The sequence below is a fragment of the Nocardiopsis halophila DSM 44494 genome, from assembly GCF_000341245.1.
In the GTDB taxonomy this organism is placed as follows: Bacteria; Actinomycetota; Actinomycetes; order Streptosporangiales; family Streptosporangiaceae; genus Nocardiopsis_A; species Nocardiopsis_A halophila.
Genome location: NZ_ANAD01000260.1, coordinates 1 through 25,767, shown reverse-complemented (window position 1 = coordinate 25,767; position 25,767 = coordinate 1). Strand labels below are relative to the sequence as shown.

Annotated in this window: 20 protein-coding genes and 1 pseudogene; 6 read left to right on the top strand and 15 right to left on the bottom strand. The window is 73.5% G+C overall.

What is annotated here, in order from left to right; genetic code table 11:
* Positions 1-971 precede the first annotated feature (971 nt).
* Positions 972-2,234 (top strand): DUF418 domain-containing protein, encoded by a 1,263-nt coding sequence (locus tag D450_RS0127980; protein ID WP_017541934.1) that lies wholly within the window; start codon positions 972-974, stop codon positions 2,232-2,234.
* A gap of 265 nt (positions 2,235-2,499) precedes the next feature.
* Here D450_RS0127980 and metK read toward each other — a convergent pair.
* The 13 genes and pseudogenes from metK to pyrR all read right to left on the bottom strand — a co-directional run bounded on the left by metK (position 2,500) and on the right by pyrR (position 18,047).
* Positions 2,500-3,673: pseudogene (gene metK / locus D450_RS31520) on the bottom strand (methionine adenosyltransferase).
* Positions 3,674-4,035: 362 nt separating this feature from the next.
* On the bottom strand, positions 4,036-5,265 hold the full coding sequence (gene coaBC, locus D450_RS0127960) for a bifunctional phosphopantothenoylcysteine decarboxylase/phosphopantothenate--cysteine ligase CoaBC (RefSeq protein WP_275041914.1): 1,230 nt from the start codon (positions 5,263-5,265) through the stop codon (positions 4,036-4,038).
* A gap of 42 nt (positions 5,266-5,307) precedes the next feature.
* Positions 5,308-5,574 carry a DNA-directed RNA polymerase subunit omega gene (rpoZ, locus tag D450_RS0127955; RefSeq protein ID WP_017541929.1) on the bottom strand — a complete coding sequence of 89 codons (267 nt, stop codon included), beginning with the start codon at positions 5,572-5,574 and terminating at the stop codon, positions 5,308-5,310.
* 69 nt (positions 5,575-5,643) lie between these two features.
* Positions 5,644-6,240, bottom strand: a complete 597-nt coding sequence (gene gmk, locus D450_RS0127950; RefSeq protein ID WP_017541928.1) for a guanylate kinase — start codon at positions 6,238-6,240, stop codon at positions 5,644-5,646.
* A gap of 279 nt (positions 6,241-6,519) precedes the next feature.
* Positions 6,520-6,840: an integration host factor, actinobacterial type gene (gene mihF / locus D450_RS0127945; RefSeq protein ID WP_017541927.1), complete on the bottom strand. Its 321-nt coding sequence runs from the start codon at positions 6,838-6,840 to the stop codon at positions 6,520-6,522.
* Positions 6,841-7,340: 500 nt separating this feature from the next.
* The gene (pyrF, locus tag D450_RS0127940) at positions 7,341-8,039 is read right to left on the bottom strand and encodes an orotidine-5'-phosphate decarboxylase (protein WP_017541926.1); all 699 of its coding nucleotides are present in this window, start codon (positions 8,037-8,039) and stop codon (positions 7,341-7,343) included.
* A 277-nt stretch (positions 8,040-8,316) separates the two neighbouring features.
* Positions 8,317-9,285 carry a dihydroorotate dehydrogenase gene (locus D450_RS0127935; RefSeq protein ID WP_017541925.1) on the bottom strand — a complete coding sequence of 323 codons (969 nt, stop codon included), beginning with the start codon at positions 9,283-9,285 and terminating at the stop codon, positions 8,317-8,319.
* A gap of 406 nt (positions 9,286-9,691) precedes the next feature.
* Positions 9,692-10,591, bottom strand: a complete 900-nt coding sequence (locus D450_RS0127930; protein ID WP_017541924.1) for a dihydroorotate dehydrogenase electron transfer subunit — start codon at positions 10,589-10,591, stop codon at positions 9,692-9,694.
* Between the two features lie 96 nt (positions 10,592-10,687).
* Positions 10,688-13,990, bottom strand: coding sequence for a carbamoyl-phosphate synthase large subunit (gene carB, locus D450_RS0127925; RefSeq protein ID WP_017541923.1), 3,303 nt, complete (start codon positions 13,988-13,990; stop codon positions 10,688-10,690).
* Positions 13,991-13,996: 6 nt separating this feature from the next.
* Positions 13,997-15,151: a glutamine-hydrolyzing carbamoyl-phosphate synthase small subunit gene (gene carA / locus D450_RS0127920; protein ID WP_017541922.1), complete on the bottom strand. Its 1,155-nt coding sequence runs from the start codon at positions 15,149-15,151 to the stop codon at positions 13,997-13,999.
* A gap of 38 nt (positions 15,152-15,189) precedes the next feature.
* A complete protein-coding gene (locus D450_RS0127915) occupies positions 15,190-16,470 on the bottom strand; it encodes a dihydroorotase (RefSeq protein WP_017541921.1) in 1,281 nt (426 codons plus the stop codon).
* A 21-nt stretch (positions 16,471-16,491) separates the two neighbouring features.
* Positions 16,492-17,418, bottom strand: coding sequence for an aspartate carbamoyltransferase catalytic subunit (locus D450_RS0127910; RefSeq protein WP_017541920.1), 927 nt, complete (start codon positions 17,416-17,418; stop codon positions 16,492-16,494).
* Positions 17,418-18,047, bottom strand: a complete 630-nt coding sequence (gene pyrR, locus D450_RS0127905; RefSeq protein WP_083932823.1) for a bifunctional pyr operon transcriptional regulator/uracil phosphoribosyltransferase PyrR — start codon at positions 18,045-18,047, stop codon at positions 17,418-17,420. Before pyrR ends, D450_RS0127910 begins: the two co-directional genes overlap by 1 nt.
* A 459-nt stretch (positions 18,048-18,506) precedes the next feature.
* Between pyrR and bldD the strand changes: the two genes are divergently transcribed.
* On the top strand, positions 18,507-19,001 hold the full coding sequence (bldD, locus tag D450_RS0127900; protein ID WP_017557791.1) for a transcriptional regulator BldD: 495 nt from the start codon (positions 18,507-18,509) through the stop codon (positions 18,999-19,001).
* 313 nt (positions 19,002-19,314) lie between these two features.
* Positions 19,315-19,980, top strand: coding sequence for a GNAT family N-acetyltransferase (locus D450_RS32905; RefSeq protein ID WP_083932822.1), 666 nt, complete (start codon positions 19,315-19,317; stop codon positions 19,978-19,980).
* On the opposite strand, the gene metF is transcribed toward D450_RS32905, so the two are convergent.
* Positions 19,898-20,851, bottom strand: coding sequence for a methylenetetrahydrofolate reductase [NAD(P)H] (gene metF, locus D450_RS0127890; RefSeq protein ID WP_051060544.1), 954 nt, complete (start codon positions 20,849-20,851; stop codon positions 19,898-19,900). The two genes, D450_RS32905 and metF, sit on opposite strands and share 83 nt — an antisense overlap.
* 93 nt (positions 20,852-20,944) lie before the next feature.
* Here metF and D450_RS0127885 point away from each other — a divergent pair, with 93 nt between their 5' ends.
* Positions 20,945-22,024 carry a polyprenyl synthetase family protein gene (locus tag D450_RS0127885; RefSeq protein ID WP_017541915.1) on the top strand — a complete coding sequence of 360 codons (1,080 nt, stop codon included), beginning with the start codon at positions 20,945-20,947 and terminating at the stop codon, positions 22,022-22,024.
* 52 nt (positions 22,025-22,076) lie between these two features.
* Here the strand turns inward: D450_RS0127885 and D450_RS35695 are convergent, their stop codons facing one another.
* The gene (locus tag D450_RS35695; RefSeq protein WP_083932821.1) at positions 22,077-22,226 is read right to left on the bottom strand and encodes a DUF397 domain-containing protein; all 150 of its coding nucleotides are present in this window, start codon (positions 22,224-22,226) and stop codon (positions 22,077-22,079) included.
* A 1,245-nt stretch (positions 22,227-23,471) separates the two neighbouring features.
* Here D450_RS35695 and D450_RS0127880 point away from each other — a divergent pair.
* Both D450_RS0127880 and D450_RS0127875 read left to right on the top strand, forming a co-directional pair.
* Positions 23,472-24,746, top strand: a complete 1,275-nt coding sequence (locus tag D450_RS0127880; protein WP_017541914.1) for a DUF418 domain-containing protein — start codon at positions 23,472-23,474, stop codon at positions 24,744-24,746.
* A 45-nt stretch (positions 24,747-24,791) separates the two neighbouring features.
* Positions 24,792-25,682, top strand: a complete 891-nt coding sequence (locus tag D450_RS0127875) for an SDR family oxidoreductase (RefSeq protein WP_026128809.1) — start codon at positions 24,792-24,794, stop codon at positions 25,680-25,682.
* The last annotated feature ends 85 nt before the right edge of the window (positions 25,683-25,767 follow it).

Below are 25,767 nucleotides of genomic sequence, written 5' to 3'. Positions count from 1 at the left end.
TGGAGCTCTCGGCGGCCCTGAGCGCCTCCTGCCGGGCGGCCTCCCCCTGCCCGAACACGGCCGGCGCGCCGGTCGGGCCGCCCTCAGGGCGGCAGAGCCCGGAGCCGAGCCCGGATCAGGGTGCCAGGACCGCGCGGTTCCGGGCGAAGGGAGATGGCGCCGCTCCCAAGGGCGCGGCCCGGGCGGCCTTCGGCCGCCCGGTGAAAGGCGCTCACAGCCGCGGGAAGTCACTCCGCTTCAACGCCTCGCCGATGGATCCGCCCCCGCTCCCCGCGGCGTTCCCCTCTTCGGTCAGCCGCCGGTCCAGCGCCTGCGTCCGGGCGGTGCGAGGGACCGCGCCCCATTGAACCCGCGCAGCCGGCCCCCTCGCGTGGTGGCGGGCCCCCTACGCGCATCCGGGTCGTGTCCGCTGGAGTAGTGGAACTGTCGGCCGCGTCCTTCCGAGCGGTGCGGCCGCTGCAACGCGATCGGCGGCCCCGCCCCCGGTGCGCGCCCCCTTCCTTGTCGTTGATCTCGGGGAAGTCGGGGAATACCGGCCGGTATTACCCGACTTCCCCGAGATCAACGGGGGGTGTCGGTGCGGGCGGCAGGCAGTGCTCCCCGGGAGCGGCCGGGGCCCGCAGAGGTCCACCACGCCAGCGGACACGACCCCACCGGGCGCCGCTCGGACAGCGGCCGACCGGCGCCGGGGGACGGCGTCCGCTGACGTGGTGTCGCCTCCGTCCGACCGGTTCGGCACGGTCGTCGCGGATCGGAGGCGGCCCTCTCCCGCCCTCGCCGGGATCAACGGCAGCAGGGGCGCCGCGGTCGGTCGTGACGGCCGACCGATCCCGCCCGGTTCCTACGTCCAAGGATGTAGACGGAGTCGCCGCGACGCAGGAGGTCCTCGGCGCCCTCCGGCCGCCACTCTGGTCGGAGTGCGGGCCGGGACTGGTCCGCCTGGCGCGGACGACGGGGAGAGGACACGGCGGATGGGGACGAGCAGCGGGCCGCGGACCGAGGCCGGGAGCGGGGTCCGAGCCGATACCGGCGGACCGCAGGCGGCGCCTGGGCAGGGGGAGGCGCCCCAGGGGGCGGGGCGCCTCCCCCTGCTCGATGTGCTCCGGGGCCTGGCGATCCTGGGCACCCTCGGAATGAACGTCTGGATCTTCACCGCCCCCGGCGCGGAGCTCAGTGCGCTGTCCATGGAGGCGCCCACGCTGGCCTCGGTCACCGCCGACCCCTCGCCCGGCACCGTCGTGGAGGCCCTGTTCCGCCTCACCGCGAACGGAACGTCGCTGGCGCTGCTCACGCTGCTGTTCGGCGCCGGGCTCGCGGTGCAGTACCGCTCCGCGCACAAGCGCGGCCTCCCCTGGCCGGGCCCCTACAAGTGGCGTGCGCTGTTCCTGTTCGCCGAAGGGCTGGTGCACTTCACCCTGGTGTTCGCCTGGGACGTGCTCATGGGGTACGCCGTGACCGCGATGGCCGCGGCGTTGCTGCTGGCGCGCGGACGGCGTGTGCGCGCGGCGGCGGCCTGGGCCGCCGGCTCACTGCACGTGGCGGCGATGGCAGGGGCCACCGCCCTGATGGTGGCGGCGGGGGCCGTCGGCGGGGACGGCGCCGGCGGCCCCGACCCGGGTGCGGTCCGCCTCTACGCCGAGGGCGGGTACCTGGAGCAGGTGGCGGTCCGCCTGGAGAACGCCATGGTGCTGCGGATCGAGCCGGTCATGACCTTCGGCATGATGCTCACGCTGTTCCTGTGCGGAGTGGCCCTCTTCCGCGCCGGCGCGTTCGGCCCGGGGGCGCAGGGGCGGCGGCTGCGGGTCCGCCTGGCGGTGTGGGGGCTGGGGGCCGGAGTTCCGATGAAGGCGGCCGCCTCCTTGATGGGCGGCGACGGGTTCCTCATCGAGCGCTATGTCGCGGCCCCGGTGGTGGCGCTCGGCGTAGCGGGGCTGGTCGGCCTGGTGCTGGACCGGGCCCGGCGCACCGGTCCGGTCACGGCCGCGCTGTCGAACCTGGGGCGCACGGCGCTGAGCGGCTACGTGCTGCAGAACGCGATCGCCATGGTGGTGTGCTACGGCTTCGGCCTGGGCCTGGCCACGCACTTCGCGGGAACCGGCCCGTGGTGGGTCATCGCCCTGTGGGCGGCGATCAGCGCGGTGCTGCTGGCCGGGAGCGCCCTGTGGCTCCGCCGTTTCCGCCACGGCCCGCTGGAGGCGGCCCAGAAGGCGGCCCTGTCACGCGTCGCCCGCTGACCCCCGGTCGCGTCGCGCGCTGTCGCATCGGGGAACGCCGTGAACGCCAGGCCGGCCGCCCCAGGGGGCGGTCGGCTCCCCTGCGTGCATCCCTCGTGGTGGAATCACCACTATCGGCGCCCTGACGTGGCGTTTTCACCACTATCGATCACCGTCCGGGGCCGGGAACCGCGGGCGGGCACGGACGAGGGGTCCACCTCCCCAGTGGGAGGTGGACCCCTCGGTCGCCTCTGCGCCGGGACCTATTGGGCCCCTATGAGGGTCCTCAGGCGCCGACGGCGGACTTGAGGGCCTCGGCGCGCTCGGTGCTCTCCCAGGTGAACTCCGGGACCTCGCGGCCGAAGTGGCCGTAGGCGGCGGTGGCGGAGTAGATCGGGCGCAGCAGGTTCAGGTCGCGCACGATCGCCGCCGGACGCAGGTCGAAGACCTCGCGGACGGCCTTCTCGATGACGTCCGGGGCCACCTGCTCGGTGCCGAAGGTCTCGATGAACACACCGACCGGGGCGGCCTTGCCGATGGCGTAGGCCACCTGGACCTCGGCGCGCTCGGCCAGGCCGGCCGCCACGATGTTCTTGGCGACCCAGCGGGTGGCGTAGGCGGCCGAGCGGTCCACCTTGGACGGGTCCTTGCCGNCGGGCGTAGCCGCCGTAGGTGTCCACGATGATCTTGCGGCCGGTCAGGCCGGCGTCGCCCATCGGGCCGCCGATCTCGAAGCGGCCGGTCGGGTTGACCAGGAGCCGGTAGTCGTCGGCCTCCAGGCCGTACTGCTTGACGATCGGCTCGATGACGTGCTCCTTGATGTCCGGCGTCAGGAGCTCGTTCATGTCGATGTCGGGGGCGTGCTGGCTGGACAGCACGACGGTGTCCAGGCGCACCGGGGTGGTGCCCTCGTACTCGACGGTGACCTGCGTCTTGCCGTCGGGACGCAGGTAGGGAACGGTGCCGTCGTGACGGACCGCGGACAGGCGCTGGGACAGCGCGTGGGAGAGCTTGATCGGCAGGGGCATCAGCTCGGGGGTCTCGCGGTTGGCGTACCCGAACATCAGGCCCTGGTCGCCGGCGCCCTGGCTGGCGAGCTTGTCCTCCTCGTTCTCGACCCGCGCCTCGTAGGCGGTGTCGACGCCCTGCGCGATGTCGGGGGACTGCTGGTCGATGGAGACCGAGACCCCGCAGGAGTCTCCGTCGAAGCCCTTGGCAGAGGAGTCGTAGCCGATCTCAAGGATCTTCTTGCGGACGATGTCGGGAATGTCCACGTAGGTCTTGGTGGTGACCTCACCGGCGATGTGCACCTGCCCGGTGGTGATCAGGGTCTCCACGGCGACCCGGCTTGCGGGGTCGTCCTTCAGCATCGCGTCGAGGATCGCGTCACTGATCTGGTCGGCCATCTTGTCGGGGTGGCCTTCGGTGACGGACTCGGAGGTGAAAAGGCGACGGGACACGTAAGTGACTCCTTGCAGCGGCTGCTGGCTGACAGTTGTCTCTGTTCGGTCGGCGTCCGCCGGGGCTGGTGGGTGACCACCGGCGATTACCGACCCACGGGGTTGGTTTCTCGGTCCACTGTAGTGGTGCCCTCCCCGCCGCACCCGGGGCGCGGGGGGTTCATGGGGCCGCCACGACCGTTCCGACGGCGGCACGAAACCGTCGCCCATCCATGGAACGCCCACTTCAGACGCCCCTGGACACATTGTGACGTAAGCCACATAAAAAGTTCTAGAGGCGGTTCCGATCATGCCTCTGCGCTGGGGTTTTCGTAGCGTACAGCGAAACGGCTTGCCCGCGGCGCAACACAGGAGAGGCCGTGTCAGGTCGCTGTGAGGCGCTCGGCCACCAGGTCCCAGACGCGGTCGGCGAGATCGGTCTTGGGGCCCATCGGAACCTCGGTGGAACCGCCCTCGGCGCTCAGCACGACCGCCTGGTTCTCCTCGGTGCCGAAGGCCCGGCCGCCCCCGACCCGGTTGACCACGAGCAGGTCGCAGCCCTTGCGGGCCAGCTTGGCCCGCCCGTTGGCCAGCACGTCGTCGGTCTCGGCGGCGAACCCCACCACCACCTGGCCCTCGCGGGCGCGGTCGGCGGAGATCTCGGCGAGGATGTCGGGGTTGAGGGCCAGCTCGAGGGGGTCGGGCCCGGCCCCGGTCTTCTTGATCTTGCTCACGGCGCCGGTCGCGGGGCGGAAGTCGGCCACGGCCGCGGCCATCACCACGGCGTCGGCCTCCTTGCGGGCCTCCAGCACGGCCCGGTGCATCTCCTCGGCCGACTCCACCGGCACGACCTCGGCCCCGGCGGGCGCGGGCAGGTCGGTGTTGGCCGCGATCAGGCGCACGTGCGCGCCGCGCGCCGCGGCGGTGGCGGCCAGCGCGTGGCCCTGCCGCCCCGAGGAGCGGTTGCCCAGGTAGCGCACGGGGTCGACGGCCTCGCGGGTGCCGCCGGCGGTGATCAGCACGTGCCGCCCGGCCAGGTCGGCGGGGGCGGGGCCGCGGCGCAGCGCCGCGCGGGCGGCCTCGAACAGGGCCTCGGGGTCGGGAAGGCGGCCGCGGCCGGTGTCGGCGCCGGTCAGGCGGCCCGAGTCGGGGGTGAGCACGACGGCGCCGCGCGAGCGGAGCGTGGCGACGTTGGCGCGGGTGGCCGGGTGCTCCCACATCTCGGTGTGCATGGCCGGGGCGAAGACCACCGGACAGCGCGCGGTGAGCAGGGTGTTGGTGAGCAGGTCGTCGGCCAGCCCGTGGGCGGCCTTGGCCAGCAGGTCCGCGGTGGCCGGGGCGACGAGGACCAGGTCGGCCCCCTGCCCCAGGCGCACATGCGGCACGTCGTGCACGGAGTCCCACACGCCGGTGGCCACCGGGCGGCCGGACAGGGCGGCCCAGGTGGGCTCGCCGACGAAGCGCAGCGCATCGGCGGTGGGGACGACGCGGACCCGGTGGCCGGTCTCGGTGAAGCGGCGCAGCACCTCGCACACCTTGTAGGCGGCGATGCCGGCGCCCACCCCCAGGACGACCTCGGGCGCGTCGGTTGCGGATTCTTCAGGTGCGTTCACGGTCGGACTCTAGCCGGGGGCCGGGGCCCCCGCGCCACTGCCTCAGCTGCCCTCGTAGGGCTCAGCGGTGAGCAGGCCCGACTTCACCTCGCGCAGGGCGATGGAGAGCGCCTTCTCCTGAACCTGGGTCTCGACCAGCGGGCCGACGTACTCCAGCAGGCCCTCGCCGAGCTGGGCGTAGTAGGCGTTGATCTGCCGGGCACGCTTGGAGGCCATGGTGACCAGGCTGTACTTGCTGTCGACGAGCTCGAGGAGGTCGTCGATCGGCGGGTTGGTGATGCCTTCGGCGACGGGCTCGGTACCAGCCACGTGGGTTCCCCCTGGACGGTCGTCGGCCCCCGTCGCCGGGGGCCTGGTGGTCGGTGCGGGCGCCGGATATCACACTTTCGGCGCCTGGATCAAGGCTAGCAGCTCGTCACGGACGTCCTCGACCGACGTGTTGACGAGCGTGGCGTCGAACTCCTTCTCGGCCGCCATCTCGGTGCGCGCGGCGTCGAGCCGGCGCCGGACCACCTCGGGGGCCTCGGTGCCGCGGCCGGTCAGCCGCCGCACCAGCTCCTCCCAGGAGGGGGGCGCCAGGAAGACGTGGAAGGAGTCCGGCATGGTCGCGCGGACCTGCCGCGCGCCCTGCAGGTCGATCTCCAGCAGGACGGGGACCCCCGCGTGCAGCCGCTCCTCCACGGGCGCGCGCGGCGTCCCGTAGCGGTTGCCGGCGAACTCGGCCCACTCCAGCATCCGCCCGTCGGCGACCATGCGGTCGAACTCCTCGGGGCCGACGAAGAAGTACTCCACCCCGTCGGTCTCCCCGGGGCGCGGGGCCCGCGTGGTGACCGAGACCGACAGCCAGACCTCGGGGTGGTCGGCGCGGATCTTCTTGACCACGGTGCTCTTGCCGACCCCGGAGGGGCCGGAGAGGACCGTGAGCCGCCGGGCCGGGGCGCCGGTGTCGCCGGCGTCGATCGGGCTGGTAGGCACGTGGGGATCTAACTCTCGGTGCGGCGCTGTCGGACCCGGTCGGGCCGTGCCCGCGCACAAGGGGGCGGGCCGCCGGACCGGGGGTGATTGGTCTTTTATACCACCGCGCCGCGGCGCCTCCGGCCGTCCCGCGCCCCCTGCGGGGGGCGGTGCGGACCGGGGCGCCGCGGCGCTCACGGGGTCCTCCGCCGCACCGGCGGCCGCGGCGCGTGGCCGCGGCCGACCGGCGGACCCGTCGGGCGGTCCCCGCGGTGGGGAACCGCACAGTCGGCCGGGTCCTTACTCGGCGCCGCCGAATTCGCGCTCAAGGGCGGAGCGCTGGTTGGCACCCAGGCCGCGGACGCGACGCGACTCGGCGATGTTGAGGCGCTCCATGATCTGCTTGGCGCGGACCTTGCCGACGCCGGGGAGCGACTCCAGAAGAGCCGAGACCTTCATCTTGCCGATGACGTCGTCGGTCTGGCCGTCGGCGAGCACCTCCTTGAGGGAGACGCCACCGTGCTTCAGCCGGTTCTTGACTTCCGCGCGCTCTTTTCTGGCCTTAGCGGCCTTCTCCAGAGCCGCGGCGCGCTGCTCGGGTGTGAGGGGAGGAAGGGCCACGCCGGGTCACCTCGGTTTTCTCTCGTTTGTAGAGGGCGGACGCCTGCGCAAGTTAGTAGGTTCCGGGCCTGTTCGGCAACGCAAAGTGGCCCTTCAAGCGCTATTTCGTCCAACTAATTACTCCGTGTCACCATCCGATTGCGCACCGAGGTTGAAATCGGGACTTTTGGCCCGGTTGAGCACGGCGACGTCATCCCCGGACAGGCCCGCACTCCGGGGTCCGAGCCGGTCGCGGGCCCACCCGGCCATCGGCTTCCGGAAACCCGAATCCGAGTGACCGAATGTGACCGGATTCGGACACGGTGAGGAACGAGAGGGGGCCGGGGCCCGCCCCCGGAGGGACGGGCCCCGGCCCCCTCGGCCGTGCGGCGCCCGCGCGGGGCGCCCGGAACCGGGCCCAGCGGCCGCCGCGCTCCCCTGCCCGCCGCCGCTCCGCCGCCCCTCCCGGGCGGTCCGCGGAAGCGGTGCGCACGGCGCCGGCGGGCGGGCGGCCCGCCGGCTCAGCCCACCGACTCGGCCCGGCGCACGTCCGCGGCGATCGAGGCCGCGGCAGCGCCCGGGTCGGCGGCGCGGGTGATCGGGCGCCCGATCACCAGCAGGTCCGCCCCGGCCGCCAGCGCCTCCTGCGGGGTGGCCACCCGGGCCTGGTCGCCGCGGTCGGCCCCCGCCGGGCGCACGCCCGGGGTGATCAGCTGCACGTCCGGGCCCACGTCCGCGCGCAGCTGGGCCGCCTCCTGCGGGGAGCACACCAGCGCGCCCGCGCCCGCCTCCACGGCCAGCTCCGCCAGCCGCCGGGCCGCGTCCGAGGCCGGGCCGCGCATCCCGATCCGGTCCAGCTCGGCGTCGTCCAGGGAGGTGAGCACGGTCACCGCGGCGATGGTGGTCTCCGGCGCCGCCTCCACCGCCGCCGCGATCATGTCCCTGCCGCCGGCGGCGTGCACGGTCAGGATCGACGGTTTCAGGCGGGCCACGTTGCGCGCGGCTCCGGCGACGGTGGCCGGGATGTCGTGCAGCTTCAGGTCGAGGAAGACCGAGACCCGGTTGGCCCCCCGCACGGTGGTGATCACCTCGGGTCCGTAGCGCAGATAGAGTTCCAGGCCCACTTTGACCGTGCTGACGTGCGGGGCGACCGCCGACGCCCACCGGGCTGCGGTCTCGATCTCAGGTGCGTCGATGGCGACTGCGATGGGCGCGGCCACGATGCCTCTCCTTCACGTGCGTGTGTGGAACGTGCGTGTGTGGAACGTGCGTGCTGTACGGCCGGACCGGCCGCCCCCGGCGGAGGCGCCGCGGCCCGGTCCGCCGGGAACCGCACGGGCGCGCGGGCACTGCCCGGAGCGGTTCCCCGGTTCACCGGGTTCATGCATGTCCGCCCGCGGAGGGGCCGGGGCGGCCCTCAGGCGGCCCCAGCGCCGCTCGGCGCCCCTCCCGGCCTCCCGGAACGACCGGTGCGTATCGGGACCGCCACGGGCTGTCTCAGGCCCTGCTCGGAGCATCCTGGCCGCCCAGAGGCGCCCCCATGGGGCGGTGCGCGGCGCCGATGACGTCGGCGACCCGTCCGATCCCGTGCTCGGTCAGGGCCTCCTCCAGCTCGCGCAGGATCCGCACGCAGGCCGAGGGGTCGTGGAAGTTGACCGTTCCCACGGCCGCCGCCGAGGCGCCGGCCGCCAGGAACTCCAGCACGTCGGTGCCGGTGCGCACCCCGCCCGTGCCGATGATCGGCAGCTCGGGCAGGGCGGCGTGCACCTCGTGCACGCAGCCCACCGCGATCGGGCGGATCGCCGGGCCCGAGACCCCGCCCATGCCCCCGGCCACCGCCGGGCGCAGGGTGCGCGGGTCGATGGCCATGCCGCGGACCGTGTTGACCATCGACAGCCCGTCGGCGCGCGCCTCGGCGCAGGCCTCGGCCAGGGCCACCGGGTCGGGCACGTCGGCGGCCAGCTTGGCGAAGACCGGGACCTCGGACCGGGCGTGCGAGCGCACCGCGTGCACCACCCGGGCGGCCTCGCGGGGGTCGTCGGTGAAGTGCCGCCCCTGGTCGGAGGGGTTGGCGCAGGACAGGTTCACCTCCAGGAACGCCACCCCGGGCGCCTCGGAGACCCGCCGGGCCAGCTCGGCGTACTCGGCCGCGCCCGACCCGGCCAGCGACACCCCGGCGCGGCCGCCGCGGGAGAGCAGCCAGGGCAGGTCGCGCTGGAGGAAGACCTCCACCCCGGGGCCCTGCAGCCCGGTGGCGCTGAGCATGCCGCTGGGCGTCTCGGCCACCCGGGGCGCGGGCCGACCGGCGCGCGGTTCGAGCATCACCGACTTGGTGATGACCGCCCCGAGCCGGGAGATGTCGAAGAACGCGGACAGCTCGCGCCCGGTGCCCCCGCAGCCGGCCGCGGTGAGCACCGGGTTGTCCAGCTGCACGCTTCCCAGCCGCGTCCTCAGGTCCGGGCTCATCCTCGGGTCCGCCTTCCTGGCAGTGGTGGTCGATCCGGGCGGCCGCCCGCGCGCTGTGGGCGGAGGGGACGACGGTCCGACCGGCGCCGCACCGCCCGGCCGCCCGCCGACCGGTGAGCGGTCGGCACCGCTCCAGGACAGGCCGGGACCGACGGTGCGCCACCGGACCGGCCACTCCCGGAGCCGCCCCCGCACGGACAGTCGGCCCCGGGCCGACGGCCCGCCCCCATCACGGCGTACGCACCGCCGCCGAGACGACGACGCCTCAGGAACCGCCCCGAGCAGGACGGCGGAACGCCCACGGCCGCGCCTCGGCGGAAGTGCGGGCAGGGCGCGGGGCCTTGGGCCCGACAGGGCCCCGGCTCCGCGGGCGTGCGGGCCGGCGTCGGGGGCGGCATCGGCGCCCTCACCCCGCCGCGCGGTCGGCCATGCCGTCGCCGGAGTCGGGGCGGGCCTTCCAGCCGGGCGCTCCCAGGGCGTCGAAGGGGATGGTGCCCACGTCGTCGAAGCGGACCCGCTCGCCGCGGAAGACCGGCCCGTCGACGCAGGCGCGCACCATCCGGGTGATGCCGTCGTCGCCGACGACCGGGACCACGCACGACATGCACAGCCCGGTCCCGCAGGCCATCGTCTCCTCCACCGCCACCTGCAGCGGGATGCCGTGCCGGGCGGTGAGCGCGCCGACCTCGCGGAGCATGGGCATGGGCCCGCAGGCGTAGACCACGTCCGAGCGCGCCTCCTCGATCACCCGCCCCAGCGGGGCGGTGACCGGCCCGCGCACCCCGAACGAGCCGTCGTCGGTGGTGAAGGTCGCGGTCTCGGCCACCCGGCGCGCGGTGATCGCGCTGAACACCCGGTCCGCCGAGGCCCCGCCGAGCAGGAAGTCCACCCGGCAGCCCCGCCGCCGCAGCGCGTGCGCCAGCGGGAACAGCGGAGCGCCGCCCGAGCCGCCGCCCACCAGGGCGCAGTTGACCGGGTCGCGGGGCAGCGGGAAGGGCCGGCCCACCGGCCCCACCACGTCGAGCAGGTCGCGGGAGCGGCGCTCGGACAGCCAGGAGGTGCCCGGCCCGCGCACCGCGAACAGGAACTCCACGGTCCCGCCGTAGTCGGGCTTGACGTCGTGCACCGCGAACGGGCGCCGCAGCAGCATGGCCGAGGCCTCCCCGCCCACCGCCACGGCGACGAACTGGCCGGCCCGGAAGCGCTCGGCGATCTGCGGGGCGACCACGGTGATCGCGTAGTAGGCGTCCACCCGGCGCACCGACAGCACCGGGCACCGGATCTGCACCGGACCGTAGTCGCTCAAACCTGACCGTCCTGCCCTGTTCACCCGCCGGGCGGCCCCGGGGCCCGCCGCGGGGGNCGGGGGGCCCCGGGGGGGCCGCTCGCCCTGATCGTCGGCTCAGGCGCCGGTGCCGCGCAGCGACTCGGCGTGCTCCTGCAGGGAGCGCACCCCGATGTCGCCGCGCACCAGCGCCTCGATGCCCTGGACCGCGGCGGCCAACCCCTGCACCGTGGTGACGCTGGGGACGCCGCGCACCACCGCCGCGGTGCGGATCTCGTACCCGTCCAGGCGCGGCCCGGACTGGCCGGCCCCGCCGAACGGCGTGTTGACGATGAGGTCCACCGCGCCGTCGTGGATGAGTTGAACGATAGTGGGTTCTCCGTCCGGACCGGGCCCCTCGCTGTGCTTTCGCACCACATCGGCCTGGACCCCGTTCCGCCGCAGCACCCAAGCGGTGCCCTCGGTGGCCAGGATCGTGAAGCCGAGGTCGGCCAGGCGCTTGACCGGGAAGACCATGCTGCGCTTGTCCCGGTTGGCGACCGAGACGAACACGCTGCCACGGGTGGGCAGCGAGCCGAAGGCCGCCAGCTGCGACTTGGCGTAGGCGGCGCCGAAGGCGGCGTCCATGCCCATGACCTCGCCGGTGGAGCGCATCTCCGGGCCGAGCACGGTGTCCACGCCCTCGCCGTGCCGGTCGATGAAGCGGTTGAAGGGCATGACCGCCTCCTTGACCGCCACCGGCGCGTCCATCGGCAGGGTGCCGCCGTCGCCCTCGGCCGGGAGCAGGCCCTCGGCGCGCAGCTCGGCGATGCCGGAGCCGAGCATGACCCGGGCCGCCGCCTTGGCCAGCGGGACCGCCGTGGCCTTGGAGACGAACGGCACCGTGCGCGAGGCGCGCGGGTTGGCCTCCAGCACGTAGAGCACCCCGGAGGCGAGCGCGTACTGGACGTTGAGCAGCCCCCGCACCCCGGTGCCGCGGGCGATGGCCTCGGTGGAGTAGCGGATCCGCTCGAAGTCCTCGTGGCCCAGGGTGACCGCGGGCAGGGCGCACGCCGAGTCGCCGGAGTGGATCCCGGCCTCCTCGATGTGCTCCATGATGCCGCCCATGTACAGCTCGCGGCCGTCGTAGAGCGCGTCGACGTCGATCTCGATGGCGTCGTCGAGGAACCGGTCGATCAGCACCGGGTAGTCGGGGCTGACCTCGGCGTTGCGCTCGATGTAGTCGGCGAGCATCGTCTCGTTGTAGACGATCTCCATGCCGCGCCCGCCCAGCACGTAGGAGGGGCGGACCATCACCGGGTAGCCGATCTCGTCGGCGACCGCGCGGGCCTGGTCGAAGGAGGTGGCGGTGCCGTGCTTGGGCGCGGGCAGCCCGGCCCGGGCGAGCACGTCGCCGAAGGCGCCGCGGTCCTCGGCCAGGTCGATGGCCTCGGGGCTGGTGCCCACGATCGGCACCCCGGCCGCCTTGAGCTCGCGCGCCAGCCCCAGCGGGGTCTGCCCGCCCAGCTGCACGACCACGCCCACGACCTCGCCGGTGAGCCGTTCGGCGCGGACCACCTCCAGCACGTCCTCCAGGGTGAGCGGCTCGAAGTAGAGCCGGTCGCTGGTGTCGTAGTCGGTGGAGACCGTCTCGGGGTTGCAGTTGACCATGACGGTCTCGTAGCCGGCCTGCGACAGCGCGAAGGAGGCGTGCACGCAGCTGTAGTCGAACTCCACGCCCTGGCCGATGCGGTTGGGCCCGGAGCCGAGGATGATCACCTTGGGGCGGGTGCCCTGCGGGACCTCGGTCTCCTCGTCGTAGCTGGAGTACAGGTAGGGCGTCTTGGCGGCGAACTCGGCGGCGCAGGTGTCCACGGTCAGGTAGACCGGGTGCACGTCCAGGGCGTCGCGCAGCTCGCGGACGACCTCCTCGGACTTGCCGGTGACCTCGCCGACCTGCTTGTCGGAGAAGCCCAGGCGCTTGACGTCGCGCAGGACCTCGGCGTCGAGCTGCGGCGCGGCGGCCAGCCGGCGGGCGGTCTCCTCCAGCAGCGCCATCTGGTCCAGGAACCAGGGGTCGATGCCGGTGGCCCGGTGCAGCTCCTCCACGCTCGCGCCGGCGCGCAGCGCCTGCTGCACCTGGCGCAGCCGGAACTCGCCGGGCGTGGCGGCCGCCTCCAGCAGCGCGTCCTTCTCCCCGGGCTCGCCTTCCCAGGTCAGGCCCACGCCCTTCTTCTCCACCGAGCGCATCGCCTTCTGCAGCGCCTCGGGGAAGGACCGGCCGATGGCCATGGCCTCGCCGACCGACTTCATGGTGGTGGTCAGGCCGGGGTCGGCGCCGGGGAACTTCTCGAAGGCGAACCGCGGGACCTTGACCACGACGTAGTCCAGGGCCGGCTCGAAGCTGGCCGGGGTCTCGGCGGTGATGTCGTTGGGGATCTCGTCCAGGGTGTAGCCCACGGCGAGCCGGGCGGCGATCTTGGCGATCGGGAACCCGGTGGCCTTGGAGGCCAGCGCCGAGGACCGGGAGACGCGGGGGTTCATCTCGATGACGATGAGCCGCCCGCTGGAGGGCTCGACGGCGAACTGGATGTTGCAGCCGCCGGTGTCCACGCCCACCTCGCGGATGATCGCGATGCCCAGGTCGCGCATGCGCTGGTACTCGCGGTCGGTGAGGGTCATGGCCGGGGCGACGGTCACCGAGTCGCCGGTGTGCACGCCCATCGGGTCGAAGTTCTCGATGGAGCAGACGACGACCACGTTGTCGTTGCCGTCGCGCATCAGCTCCAGCTCGTACTCCTTCCAGCCGAGGATGGACTCCTCCAGGAGCACCTCGGTGGTGGGCGACAGGGCCAGGCCCTGGCCGGCGATGCGGCGCAGCTCGGCCTCGTCGTGGGCGAACCCGGAGCCGGAGCCGCCCATGGTGAAGGAGGGGCGCACCACCAGCGGGTAGCCCAGGTCCCCGGCGGCCGCCAGGCAGTCGTCGAGGCTGTGGCAGATGCGCGAGCGGGCGGACTCGCCGCCGATGCGCTCGACGATCCCCTTGAAGGTCTCGCGGTCCTCGCCGGACTGGATGGCCTCGACGTTGGCGCCGATCAGCTCGACGCCGTACTTGTCGAGCACCCCCGACTCGTGCAGCGAAATGGCGGTGTTCAGCGCGGTCTGCCCGCCCAGGGTGGGCAGCAGCGCGTCGGGGCGCTCCTTGGCGATGATCTTCTCGACCATCTCCGGGGTGATGGGCTCGACGTAGGTGGCGTCGGCCATCTCCGGGTCGGTCATGATCGTCGCCGGGTTGGAGTTGACCAGGATGACGCGCAGGCCCTCGGACTTGAGCACCCGGCAGGCCTGGCTCCCGGAGTAGTCGAACTCGGCGGCCTGCCCGATCACGATGGGACCGGAGCCGACCACCAGGACGGAGTTCAGGTCGTTGCGGCGCGGCATGGTTCCCTACTTCTCTGCGGTCTCGGGCTGGGCGGACGGTGCGGACGGCGCGGAGTCCCCGGCTCCCCGGCGCTCCATCAGGGCGCAGAAGGCGTCGAAGAGCTCGGCGGCGTCGTGCGGCCCGGCCGCGGCCTCGGGGTGGTACTGGACGCTGAAGGCGGGGCGGTCGAGCAGGCGCAGCCCCTCCACCACGCCGTCGTTGAGGTCGACGTGGCTGACCTCGGCGCGGCCCAGCGGGGTGTCGAACGGCCCGTCGGTGGGCGCGTCGACGGCGAAGCCGTGGTTGTGGCTGGTGATGTGCACCCGCTTGGTGTGCACGTCCTGCACCGGCTGGTTGACCCCGCGGTGCCCGAAGACCAGCTTGTAGGTGCCCAGCCCCAGGGCGCGCCCCAGCAGCTGGTTGCCGAAGCAGATCCCGAAGAAGGGGCGGTCGGCCCGCAGGACCTCGCGCAGCACCGCGACGCTGTCCTCGGCGGTGGCGGGGTCGCCGGGGCCGTTGCTGAAGAACACCCCGTCCGGCCCGGCCTCCAGGACCTGCTCGGCGGTGGCGCCGGCGGGCAGCACCCGCACCTCGCAGCCGCGCTCGGCGAGCCGCTGCGGGGTCATCGCCTTGATGCCCAGGTCGACCGCGGCCACCCGGTAGCGGGTCGGCACGCCCTCGGGCGGGTGCACGGTGTAGGGCTCGGTGGTGGACACCTCGCCGCTGAGGTCGGCGCCCTTCATCTCCGGGGCGGCCTTGACCCGCTCCACCAGCACCTCGGGGTCGCTCTCCTCGGTGCTGATGACCGCCCGCATGGCGCCGCGGTCGCGCAGGTGGCGGGTGAGCGCGCGGGTGCCGGGCACCGCGATGCCCACCACGCCCTGGCGCGCCAGCTCCTCGTCCAGGGTGCGCTGCGCCCGCCAGTTGGAGGGCACCCGGGCCGGCTCGCGGACCACGAACCCGGCCACCCAGATGCGCCCGGACTCGGGGTCGTCGTCGTTGACGCCGGTGTTGCCGATGTGCGGCGCGGTCATCGTGACGATCTGGCGGTGGTAGGACGGGTCGGTGAGCGTCTCCTGGTAGCCGGTCATGCCGGTGTTGAAGACGATCTCCCCGTAGGCCTCGCCGCGCGCCCCGAAGGAGCGGCCGCGGAACACGCGGCCGTCCTCCAGCACGAGCACGGCCGGGGCGGCTTCGGGGGCTGCGGTTGCTTCTGCTGTCACTGGATCTTCCCATCGAGGACCGTCGGGACGCCGCGCAGGAACGTGCCCATGACACGCCCCGGCAGGCTCATGCCCCGGTACGGGGTGTTGGTGCTCTTGGACTCCAGGGCCGCGGGCTCGACCACCCGCCCGGCCGCCGGGTCGTACAGGGCCAGGTTGGCCGGCTCGCCCTCGGCGAGCGGACGGCCGTGGCCGGCCGCGCGCCCGATCCGGGCGGGCGCGGCCGACATGCGCTCGGCCACCCCGGCCCAGTCGAGCAGCCCGGTGTCGACCATGGTGTGCTGGACCACCGAGAGCGCGGTCTCCAGGCCGAGCATCCCCATCGCGGCCGTGGACCACTCGGTCTCCTTGGCCTCGATGGGGTGGGGTGCGTGGTCGGTGGCCACGCAGTCGATCACACCGTCGGCCAGGCCGCGGCGCAGCGCGTGCACGTCCTCGGCGGTGCGCAGCGGCGGGTTGACCTTGTAGATCGGGTCGTAGCCCTCGACCAGGTCGTCGGTGAGCAGCAGGTGGTGCGGGGCGGCCTCGGCGGTCACCCGGCACCCGCGCTCCTTGGCCCAGCGGATGATCTCCACCGAGCCCTTGGTGGAGACGTGGCAGATGTGCAGGCGTGAGCCCACGTGCTGGGCGAGCAGGCAGTCGCGGGCGATGATCGCCTCTTCGGCGACCGCGGGCCAGCCGCCCAGGCCGAGCCGGTCGGAGACCTCGCCCTCGTTCATCTGGGCGCCCTCGGTGAGCCGCGGCTCCTGGGCGTGCTGGGCGACCACCCCGTCGAAGGCCTTGACGTACTCCAGGGCGCGGCGCATCAGCAGCGCGTCCCACACGCACTTGCCGTCGTCGGAGAAGACCCGCACGCCGGCCACCGAGTCGGCCATGGCGCCGAGCTCGGCCAGCCGCTCGCCCTCCAGACCGCGGGTGACCGCGCCGACCGGGCGCACGTCGCACAGGCCGCTGTCCCGGCCCAGGCGCCAGACCTGCTCGACCACGCCGGCGGTGTCGGCCACCGGGTCGGTGTTGGCCATGGNGCGGCAGCCGCCGGCCACCGTCTCGGCGTCCTCGCGGCCGGGCTCGCGCAGGTGGGTGTGCAGGTCGACCAGGCCGGGCAGGGCGATCAGCCCGGCGGCGTCGACCTCGGCGGCGCCGTCGGCGGCCTGGGCCGCCCCGGCGCCGATCGCGGCGACGGTGCCGTCGCGCAGCAGGATGTCGGCGGGCTCGCCGCCCAGCGGGCGCGCTCCGCGGATCAGGTAGGCCCCGCCGTTGTCGTTCTCTTTGGCCATCGGCCCGAGTTCTCCCTTAGATCAGTTCCCAATGGCCGGCTCGGAGCCGCCCAGCAGCAGGTAGAGCACCGCCATGCGCACGCTGACGCCGTTGGTGACCTGCTCGGTCACGGTGGCGCGCGGGGAGTCGGCGACCTCGGCGGAGATCTCCATGCCCCGGACCATGGGGCCGGGGTGCATGACGATCGCCTGGTCGCCGAGCAGCGCGAAGCGCTCCTTGTCGAGCCCGTAGCGGCGGCTGTACTCGCGCGCGGTGGGGAAGTAGGCGTCCTTCATCCGCTCGGCCTGGACCCGCAGCATCATCACCACGTCGGTCTTGGGCAGCACCGCGTCCAGGTCGTAGGAGACCTCGCAGGGCCAGGAGCCGGCGGTGACCGGCACCAGGGTGGGCGGGGCGACCAGGGTGACCTGGGCGCCGAGGGTGTTGAGCAGCAGCACGTTGGAGCGGGCGACCCGGCTGTGCCGCACGTCGCCCACCACGGCCACGCGCAGGCCCTCCAGGCGGCCCATGCGCTCGCGCATGGTGAAGGCGTCCAGCAGGGCCTGGGTGGGGTGCTCGTGGGTGCCGTCGCCGGCGTTGAGCACCGAGCCGTCGACCCAGTTGGCGAGCCGGTGGGCGGCGCCGGAGGCCGCGTGGCGGATGACGACGCCGTCGGCGCCCATGGCCTGCAGGGTCAGCGCGGTGTCCTTGAGGCTCTCGCCCTTGGAGACGCTGGAGCCCTTGGCCGAGAAGTTGATGACGTCGGCGGACAGGCGCTTGGCTGCCAGCTCGAAGGAGGTGCGGGTGCGGGTGGAGTCCTCGTAGAAGAGGTTGACCACGGTGCGCCCGCGCAGGGTGGGCAGCTTCTTCACCGAGCGGTCGCCCACCTGGGCGAGCTCGCGGGCGGTGTCCAGGACCAGGACGGCCTCGTCCCGGCTGAGGTCGCCCGCCGAGAGCAGGTGGCGCATCAGTTCTCCTCCCCGCTCGCGGTGCGGGCCTCGTCGGTGCGGTCCTCGCCCCTCTCCCTCTTGGGGCCGATGAGGACGGCGTCGACGCCGTCGGACTCCTCCAGCAGCACCGTCACCGACTCGCGCAGCGAGGTGGGCAGGTTCTTGCCCACGTAGTCGGCGCGGATGGGCAGCTCCCGGTGGCCGCGGTCGACGAGCACCGCCAGCTGCACGGAGCGCGGGCGGCCCAGGTCGTTCAGGGCGTCCAGCGCGGCGCGCACGGTGCGGCCTGAGAACAGGACGTCGTCGACGAGGACGACCACCCGGCCGTCGATCCCCTCAGGCGGGATCTCGGTGCGGCCCAACGCGCGCGCGGGCGCCAGGTGGAGGTCGTCGCGGTACATGGTGATGTCGAGGGCGCCGCAGGGGACGGTGCGGGACTCGACGCGCTCGATCCGCTCGGCCAGTCGGCGCGCGAGCGGGGCGCCCCGGGACGGGATCCCGAGCAGGGTGACGTCCTCGGCGCCCTTGGTGCGTTCGAGGACCTCGTGTGCGATGCGGGTCAGGGCGCGGTGGATCTCGGGGCCTTCCAGCACGGGGCGTGCATCCCCCTGCGGCGGCTCACCGTCCGCGCGTTTTCGGGCACACAAAGTAGTGACCCCCTTCCCTGCCTCACTGAGCAGGCCGTTAAAGGATGTCGATCGGCCACACGTTATCAGCGCACCGCGGGCGGGCCCGCCGGGCCTTATCAGCAAACATGGCGAAAATATGACTCTCACCACAGCGTGGGGGGTTGACCATAGGCGGCCACCCTTGTCCGCACCATGGGAGGACCGGGCCCGCCGAACCGGTCGTCAAATGTGAAACCTCCTACCGTTGCGGGCTTCCCGCGCCCTGAAACGCCTCCGGACGCCCCGTTCGATCCCGGAATGAGACACCTCTCACTTACGCACGGTTTGGCCACTGAATAGTCGCGTTTCCACCCAACGGCTTGACCTGGCGCCCCGACAGCCTTACCGTCACTGTCCGTAACCAATCTGGGCTGCGTCACACAGTGCGCGACGGCCCTGGAACGCCAGCCACCTCACGGCCGGGGAGCGACGAAGAACATGCCATCCGAATACGCGAAGTCCCTTGGTGCGCGACTGCGCGCCATCCGCACCCAGCAGGGACTCTCCCTGCACGGCGTGGAGGAGAAGTCCCACGGGCGCTGGAAGGCCGTCGTGGTGGGCTCCTACGAGCGCGGCGACCGCGCCGTCACCGTCCAGAAGCTCGCCGAGCTCGCGGACTTCTACGGGGTGCCCATGTCCGAGCTGCTGCCGGGCGGCGCCGCACCCACCCCGCTGGGCCCCACGCCCAAGCTCGTCATCGACCTGGAGCGCATGCAGCAGCTGCCGCAGGAGAAGGCCGGGCCGCTGGCACGCTACGTGGCCACCATTCAGAGCCAGCGCGGCGACTACAACGGCCGCGTGCTCTCCATCCGCCAGGAGGACCTGCGCTCACTCGCGGTCATCTACGACCGTTCGCCGAGCGACCTGACCGAGGAGCTCATCAACTGGGGGGTCCTGGACCCCGAGGCGCGGCGCGCCGTGGACGCCTTCTAGGCCCGCCGTCGAGGCGAGCACCCGCACGGAGCCGTCCGAGTCCTCCGAGCGGACCCGGCGCCCGGCCGCTTCCGACACCGGCGCCCCCCTGCCCCAGGGGCACCGAGGCGAGGGAGCGCGGCCGGGCAAGAGGCTTCCCCTCCCCCCGCCCGGCCGCGGTCGGTCCGCGCACCCCGGGGGGCACCCCCGCGATCCACCGAGGCGGTGAACCGCCCCGCGAATCGAACTGGTGTGCGAACGCGTCCAGTTAACCGCACACGCCCGCGCCGGTCAAGAAGGCCCCGGGCGGCCCCGCCGGGCGTAGGCTGGCCCCGTGGACACCGACACCGGGCCGCTCGAGCTGTGGGAACCCGCCCCTCCCGCCTTCGTCCACGCGCTGCCGGCGCTGCTGGAGGTCTACACGGCCGCGATGGAGCCGCCCGTCGAACAGCTGTCCGGGCGGCGCACCATCATGGAGCAGCACGCCGGCCACCCCCGCTTCCGGGCCGTGCTGGCCCTGGGCCCCGACGGCGCCGCCGCGGAGGCGGACGAGGGCACGGGCGGGGACTCCGCCCCGCCCCGCCTGGCCGGGTTCGCCTACGGGTTCCAGGGGCACCGCGGGCAGTGGTGGTTCGACGTGGTCACCGAGGAGCTGCGGCGGCGCGACCCGGCCGCCGAACGGCGCTGGTTCGGCTCGGCCTTCGAGGTGGCCGAGGTGCACGTGCGCCCCGACATGCAGGGGCACGGCATCGGCCGCGCCCTCCTGGAACGGCTCACGGCGGCGCGCCCGGAGCGCGCCGCCGTGCTGTCCACCCGCACCGGCTCCACCGTCGCCCGGCGGCTGTACGCCTCGTGCGGGTTCGTCGACGTGCTGCCGGAGTTCTCCTTCCCCGGCAGCCCCGATCAGCCCTTCGCCATCATGGCCGCGCGCCTGCCACTGCGGGCGCGCGGTCGCCGACGAGCCGCCGGTAGATCTCGCGGGTGGCGGTGGACTGGTTGAAGGTGATGAAGTGGATGCCCGGCGCCCCCTCGTTGAGGAGCCGCTCGCAGAGCCGGTGCGCCTGGTCCAGGCCCAGTTCGCGCACGGCCTCCGGGTCGTCCTTGACCTTCTCGAACTCCTCGGCCAGGTGGCGCGGGAACGGCGCGCCCGACAGCTGCTCGGAGCGCTCGATGGTGCCGTACTTCACCACCGGCATGACCTCGGGGATGATCGGGGTCTCGCACCCCTTGGCGGCCACGCGGTCGCGCAGCCGCAGGTAGTCGTCGGCGTCGAAGAACATCTGGGTGATGGCGTAGTCGGCGCCGGCACGGCACTTGCGCACGAAGTACTCGACGTCGGTGTCGACGTCGACCGAGCGCGGGTGCTTGTAGGGGAAGGCCGCCACGCCCACCGAGAAGTCTCCGCTCTCCTTGATGAGGCGGACCAGCTCGTCGGCGTACTCCAGGCCCTCGGGGTGCTTGACCCACTCGCCGAGCGGGTCGCCGGGCGGGTCGCCGCGCAGGGCCAGGAGGTTGGTCACACCGACGGCCGCGAACCGGCCGATGAGGTGGCGCAGTTCGCGCACCGAGTGGTTGACCGCGGTCAGATGGGCGACCGGCAGCAGCGTGGTGTCGGTGGCCATCTGCTCGGTGATCTCCACCGTGCGGTCCCGGGTCCCTCCGCCGGCCCCGTAGGTGACCGAGACGAAGGACGGGCCGAGCGCCTCGATCTCGCGCACGACCTTCCACAGCCGCTGGAGCCCTTCCTCCGTCTTGGGCGGGAAGAACTCGAAGGAGAATGTCGGTTCGCCGGCGTTGAGAAGGTCGCGGATGTCCCGGGGCCGGGGGGCGGGCACAGGCGCGTTTCCGTTGTGGGTCGGTGAGCCAAACATGCCCTCCACCATAAGCCCATGGCCTGGGACGCGGCGGATCGGCCACCCATGGGTCGGTCAAATCACCGGTCAGACGGCCGATAGCCTTCCCCCATGACCTCCACCCCGCCCACCCCGTCGTCCCCGGTTTCCTACGTGCGTCCCGCCGTGGACGCCGCGCTGACCGAGTTCGTCGGACACCGCCGCGCCGAGCTCCTGGCGATCGGCGCCGAGCTGGCCCCGGCCATGGACGCGCTGGAGGCCATGCTCTCCGGCGGCAAGCGGCTGCGCCCGGCGTTCTGCTTCTGGGGCTGGCGCGGCGCCGGGGGTGCGGAGGTGCCGGAGGTGTACACCGCGGCGGCCTCGCTGGAGCTGCTGCAGGCGTGCGCGCTGGTGCACGACGACGTCATCGACAACAGCGACACCCGGCGCGGGCTGCCGGCCACCCACCGGCGCCTGTCCGCGCTGCACGCCGGCCAGGGCTGGTCGGGGTCGTCGGAGGGGTTCGGGCAGGGGGCCGCGATCCTCATCGGCGACCTGTGCCTGGCCTGGTGCGACGACATGTACCAGGGCAGCGGGCTGGCGCCGGAGGCGCTGGCGCAGGGCCGGACGGCCTTCGACGCGATGCGCACCGAGGTGATGGCCGGGCAGTACCTGGACATGCTGGAGCAGGTGCGCGGCGCGGAGAGCGTGGAGGCCTCGCTGCGGGTGATGCACTACAAGGCGGCCAAGTACACGGTGGAGCGCCCGCTGCACCTGGGGGCCGCCCTCGCCGGGCGCTACGCCGACCTGGGGCCGGTGTACTCGGAGTACGGGCTGCCCCTGGGGGTGGCGTTCCAGCTCCGCGACGACGTGCTGGGGGTGTTCGGCGACCCGGCGGAGACCGGCAAGCCGGCCGGGGACGACCTGCGCGAAGGCAAGCGCACGCTGCTGGTGGCCGAGACCCTGGAGCGCGCCGACGCGGCGGCCGCGGAGGCGTTCCGCGCGGGTCTGGGCGACCCCGGCCTCGACGACGGGGCGGTGGAGCGGATGCGCACCATCACCGAGGAGTGCGGTGCGCTGGCGGCCTGCGAGCGCCGGATCGACGACTACGTGGAGCAGGCCACCCGCGCCCTGGAGTCCGACCTGATCGAGCCCGAGGCCCGGTCCGCACTCGCCGACCTGATCGTGGCGGCGACGTCGCGCAAGTACTGACCACTACCGACCGCGGGACGGGCCCCTCACCGGACGAGGCCAGGGGCCCGGGTCAAAACCGGCCGGAGGCCACCTCACCCAAGAAGGCCGCCCACTCCCCCGAGGGGAACGAGAGGTGGCCGAGGAGAGGGGTCCGGCTGTCTCGCACGTAGGCCGCCTGTTCCGCCCTCTGTCCGCTCCCTGTCTCGCCATTTCGACACAGTTGGGGTCGTTCCCTCCGCTGTCATGCCATGAGTCGATGTCGTGTCATGAGTGGGTGATTCGTCGGCAGTACCGACAGATGCGGTCGATGGTCCGATCGGAGCTTCCGGTCCACGAGCACGCGGGCCCGCTCACCCGGACCAGGACGGATCAGCAGGTACCCCGCTCCCGCACCCCGGCCGGGCGGCAGGCCGCCGGAGGCACAGGTAGATGGCGACGAAGAGAGCAGGGCGCTTCCCCGGCCCCGCCTGTCGGCCGCCCGGCCCCTCGCGGTCCGGGGGCGAGGCAGCGACGGCGCAGCAGGTACCCCGCTCGCGCACCCCGGCCGGGCGCGAGGCCGCTATCGGTTCGGGGCGTCGGGCGGAGCAGGGCAGGGCGGGCGGCCCCGGCGCACCTCGGTGGAGACGAGAACGCGTTCCCCCTCGCGCGCCCGGTATGCCCGGTATGCGCTGCCCGGCCGCCCCCTGTTCGGTTTGATCTCGGGAAAGGCGGCCTTAAAAATGTTGATCTCGGGGAAGTCGGCCTTATACTGGCGAGTATTACCCCGATTTTCCCGAGATCAACAAGGGGAGGGCGAAAGCGCGCCCGATATACCGGAAATGCAAAGCTCCTCCCTCCCTCCGGCGTTGATCTCGGGGATAACGACCCTAAAACCGCGCTCGTAGGGTCGTTATCCCCGAGATCAACGCCGGAGACACGGGGGCCGCCCGCCCTGCCCGGCTCCGCCCGACGCCCCCGGACCGATAGCGGCCTCGCGCCCGGCCGGGGTGCGGGAGCGGGGTACCTGCTGATCCGTCCTGGTCCGGGTGAGCGGGCCCGCGTGCTCCCTATTCCGCCGTTCCGGCGTTCTGCCATTTCCTCATTGTGTGCCCGTGACGGGCCAGGATTCTACGGGAGATATGAGACGCGGCCGCCCTCGCCACCAAATGGGGCCCACTGGTCCACGGCCGGGTGCGCGGGGTTTTCTTCCCCCTGCCCGCCCGACACCCCCGGGAGGACCCGTGGGCCCGGCCCACCGCCCCGCCCCGGCCACCGATCGGGCCGCCTGACGAACGGCCGTGCCGCCTCTCTCCGCCCGGGGCCTCCTCCGCACTGAGGTGGCCCCTCGGCCGTGCGGGTGGCCACCGCTCCTCCCCCGGGTGAGAACGGAATCACTCTGCCGGGGGATACCCCCGCTCCGGGGAGCCCTGAGCATGGGGCGTAGCCGTCGTCGCCTACCCGCCCCACCCCTCGAAGGACTCCGGCCATGAACCAGACACGCACCCCATCCGTCCCGCTGCGCGGGCCGTCGCGCCCGGCCGAGCGCGCCCCCGCCCCCGACCTCGCGCGCGGGATGATGCTGCTGCTGATCGTGCTCGCCAACACCCCGATCTACCTCTGGACCACCACCCACTCGTCGAGCAGCAACCACCCCATGAACGAGGGGACGCTGGACAGCGTGGTGAGCGCCGTGCTCATCGTCGTCGCCGACCTGCGGGTCTACCCGATGTTCGCGTTCCTCTTCGGCTACGGCATCGTCCAGATCTACCTGCGCCAGCAGGCCGCCGGGGTCTCCGAGGCCGACGCCCGCGCGCTCCTGCGCAGACGCAACCTGCTGCTCATCGCCTTCGGCGCGGTGCACGCCCTGCTCCTGTGGTACGGCGACATCATCGGCGCCTACGGCCTGGTCGGCCTCATCCTGGTCGCCCTCTTCCTCCGGCGCAGCGACCGCACCCTGCTCACCTGGGCCGGGATCGGCACCGGCCTGCTGGCTCTGCTGGCCGTCCTCGCCGCGGTGGGCGCCTTCTTCGCCGCCGGTTCGGACGGCGGGCAGTCCTCGGCCTCGCCCGCCACGGAGTCCGCCTTCATGATGGCGCCCATCGCCGAGGAGGACCCCCTGATGGCGGCAGTGCTGCGCATTGCGTACTGGCCCATGATCGTCATCGGCCAGGGCGTGCTCGGCGTGGCCGTCCCCGTCGCGATCCTCCTCGCCTTCTGGGCCGCCCGGCGACGCATCCTCGAAGAGCCGTGGAACCACCTGCCGCTGCTGCGCCGCACCGCGGTGATCGGCATCGCGGTCGGCTGGCTCGGCCCGCTGCCCAACGCCCTGCACCACCTCGGCCTGCTCGCGGTGCCCGAGGGCGTCGCCTGGGTGTTCTGGCCCGTCCAGCTGGCGACCGGGCTGGTCGGCGGCATCGGGTACGTGGCCCTGTTCGGCCTGATCGGGGCCCGGCTGCGCGGGCGCCGGCTCGGCCCGGCGGGATCCGCGGTCGCCGCCCTCGGCAAGCGGTCCATGACCGGCTATATCGGGCAGTCGGTCCTGTGCGCCCCTGTCCTGTCCGCCTGGGGGCTGGGCCTGGGCGCGGCCCTGGGCAGCGCCACCATGGCCCTGTTCGCCGTGGGGGTGTGGCTGGCCACGCTGGTCTTCGCCGTCCTGCTGGAGCGGGCCGGAAAGCGCGGGCCGACCGAGGTCGCCCTGCGCCGCCTCGCCTACCGGCGCAGCACCGCCTCCCCCGCCGACGGGGGCCCGGCGACGCGCTGACCTCCGGTTCGTGCGCCGGAGGGGGAAAGCGGTGAAAATGGCGCCATGGGTGACGATCAGGCAACAACGGAGTCGATCGCCGTCACCGGCGCGACCGGTTCGGTGGGCGGGCGGGTGGCCGCGCGGCTGGCCCGGCGGGGCGCGGCGCAGCGCCTGGTGGTGCGCGACCTCAACCGAGCCCCGGAGCTGCCCGGGGCCTCGGCCGCGATGGCGGCCTACGAGGACCGCACCGCCATGCGGCGGGCGCTGCAGGGCGCGACGACCCTGTTCCTCGTCTCGGCCACCGAGTCGGCCGACCGGGTGGACCGGCACATCGCCGCCGTGGACGCGGCCGTCGAGGCCGGGGTGGGCCGGATCGTCTACCTGTCCTTCCTCAACCCCGGGCCGGCGGCGGTGTTCACCTTCGCCCGGGACCACTTCTTCACCGAGGCGCACATCCGCTCGACGGGGGTGGCCCACACCTTCCTACGGCCCTCCCTCTACCTGGACCTGCTGCCGGGGTGGGCCGACGAACAGGGCGTGGTGCGCGGGCCCGCCGGGAGCGGCCGGGTGGCCTGGGTCGCCCGCGACGACATCGCGGACGTGGCGGCCGAGGTGCTGCTGGACCCGGCCGCGCACGAGGGCCGCGCCTACGACCTGACCGGGCCGGAGGCGGTGACGCTGGGCGAGACGGTGGGTCGCCTGTCGACGCTGACCGGGCGCACCGTGCGGTACGTCCCCGAGACCTGGGAGGAGGCCCTGGAGTCGCGGCGGCCCTCCGGCGCCCCGGAGTGGGCGATCGAGGGGTGGGCGAGCTCCTACGCGGCGATCGCGGCCGGGGAGCTGGAGGCGGTCTCCCCGGCGGTCCCCGACATCACCGGCCACCCGGCCCAGACCATCGAGGGGTACCTCCGCAAGCACCCGAGCGCCCTGAACCACGTCGAACCGACGTCCTGAGGCATCCGCCGGCCTGCAGGGAGGCCCAGCCGTAATCAAGAGTGGTGATATTGCCACCCAATTGCACATTGCGTGGCGATATCAC

What these genes read in the sequence shown, in the direction of transcription:
- D450_RS0127935 (WP_017541925.1), bottom strand. Translation starts at nt 9,285, where the DNA reads ATGAGCCCGGACCTGAGGACGCGGCTGGGAAGCGTGCAGCTGGACAAC.
- bldD (WP_017557791.1), top strand. Translation starts at nt 18,507, where the DNA reads ATGCCATCCGAATACGCGAAGTCCCTTGGTGCGCGACTGCGCGCCATC.
- D450_RS0127885 (WP_017541915.1), top strand. Translation starts at nt 20,945, where the DNA reads ATGACCTCCACCCCGCCCACCCCGTCGTCCCCGGTTTCCTACGTGCGT.
- metF (WP_051060544.1), bottom strand. Translation starts at nt 20,851, where the DNA reads ATGTTTGGCTCACCGACCCACAACGGAAACGCGCCTGTGCCCGCCCCC.
- carB (WP_017541923.1), bottom strand. Translation starts at nt 13,990, where the DNA reads ATGCCGCGCCGCAACGACCTGAACTCCGTCCTGGTGGTCGGCTCCGGT.
- D450_RS0127910 (WP_017541920.1), bottom strand. Translation starts at nt 17,418, where the DNA reads ATGCGCCACCTGCTCTCGGCGGGCGACCTCAGCCGGGACGAGGCCGTC.
- D450_RS0127880 (WP_017541914.1), top strand. Translation starts at nt 23,472, where the DNA reads ATGAACCAGACACGCACCCCATCCGTCCCGCTGCGCGGGCCGTCGCGC.
- D450_RS0127875 (WP_026128809.1), top strand. Translation starts at nt 24,792, where the DNA reads ATGGGTGACGATCAGGCAACAACGGAGTCGATCGCCGTCACCGGCGCG.
- D450_RS0127980 (WP_017541934.1), top strand. Translation starts at nt 972, where the DNA reads ATGGGGACGAGCAGCGGGCCGCGGACCGAGGCCGGGAGCGGGGTCCGA.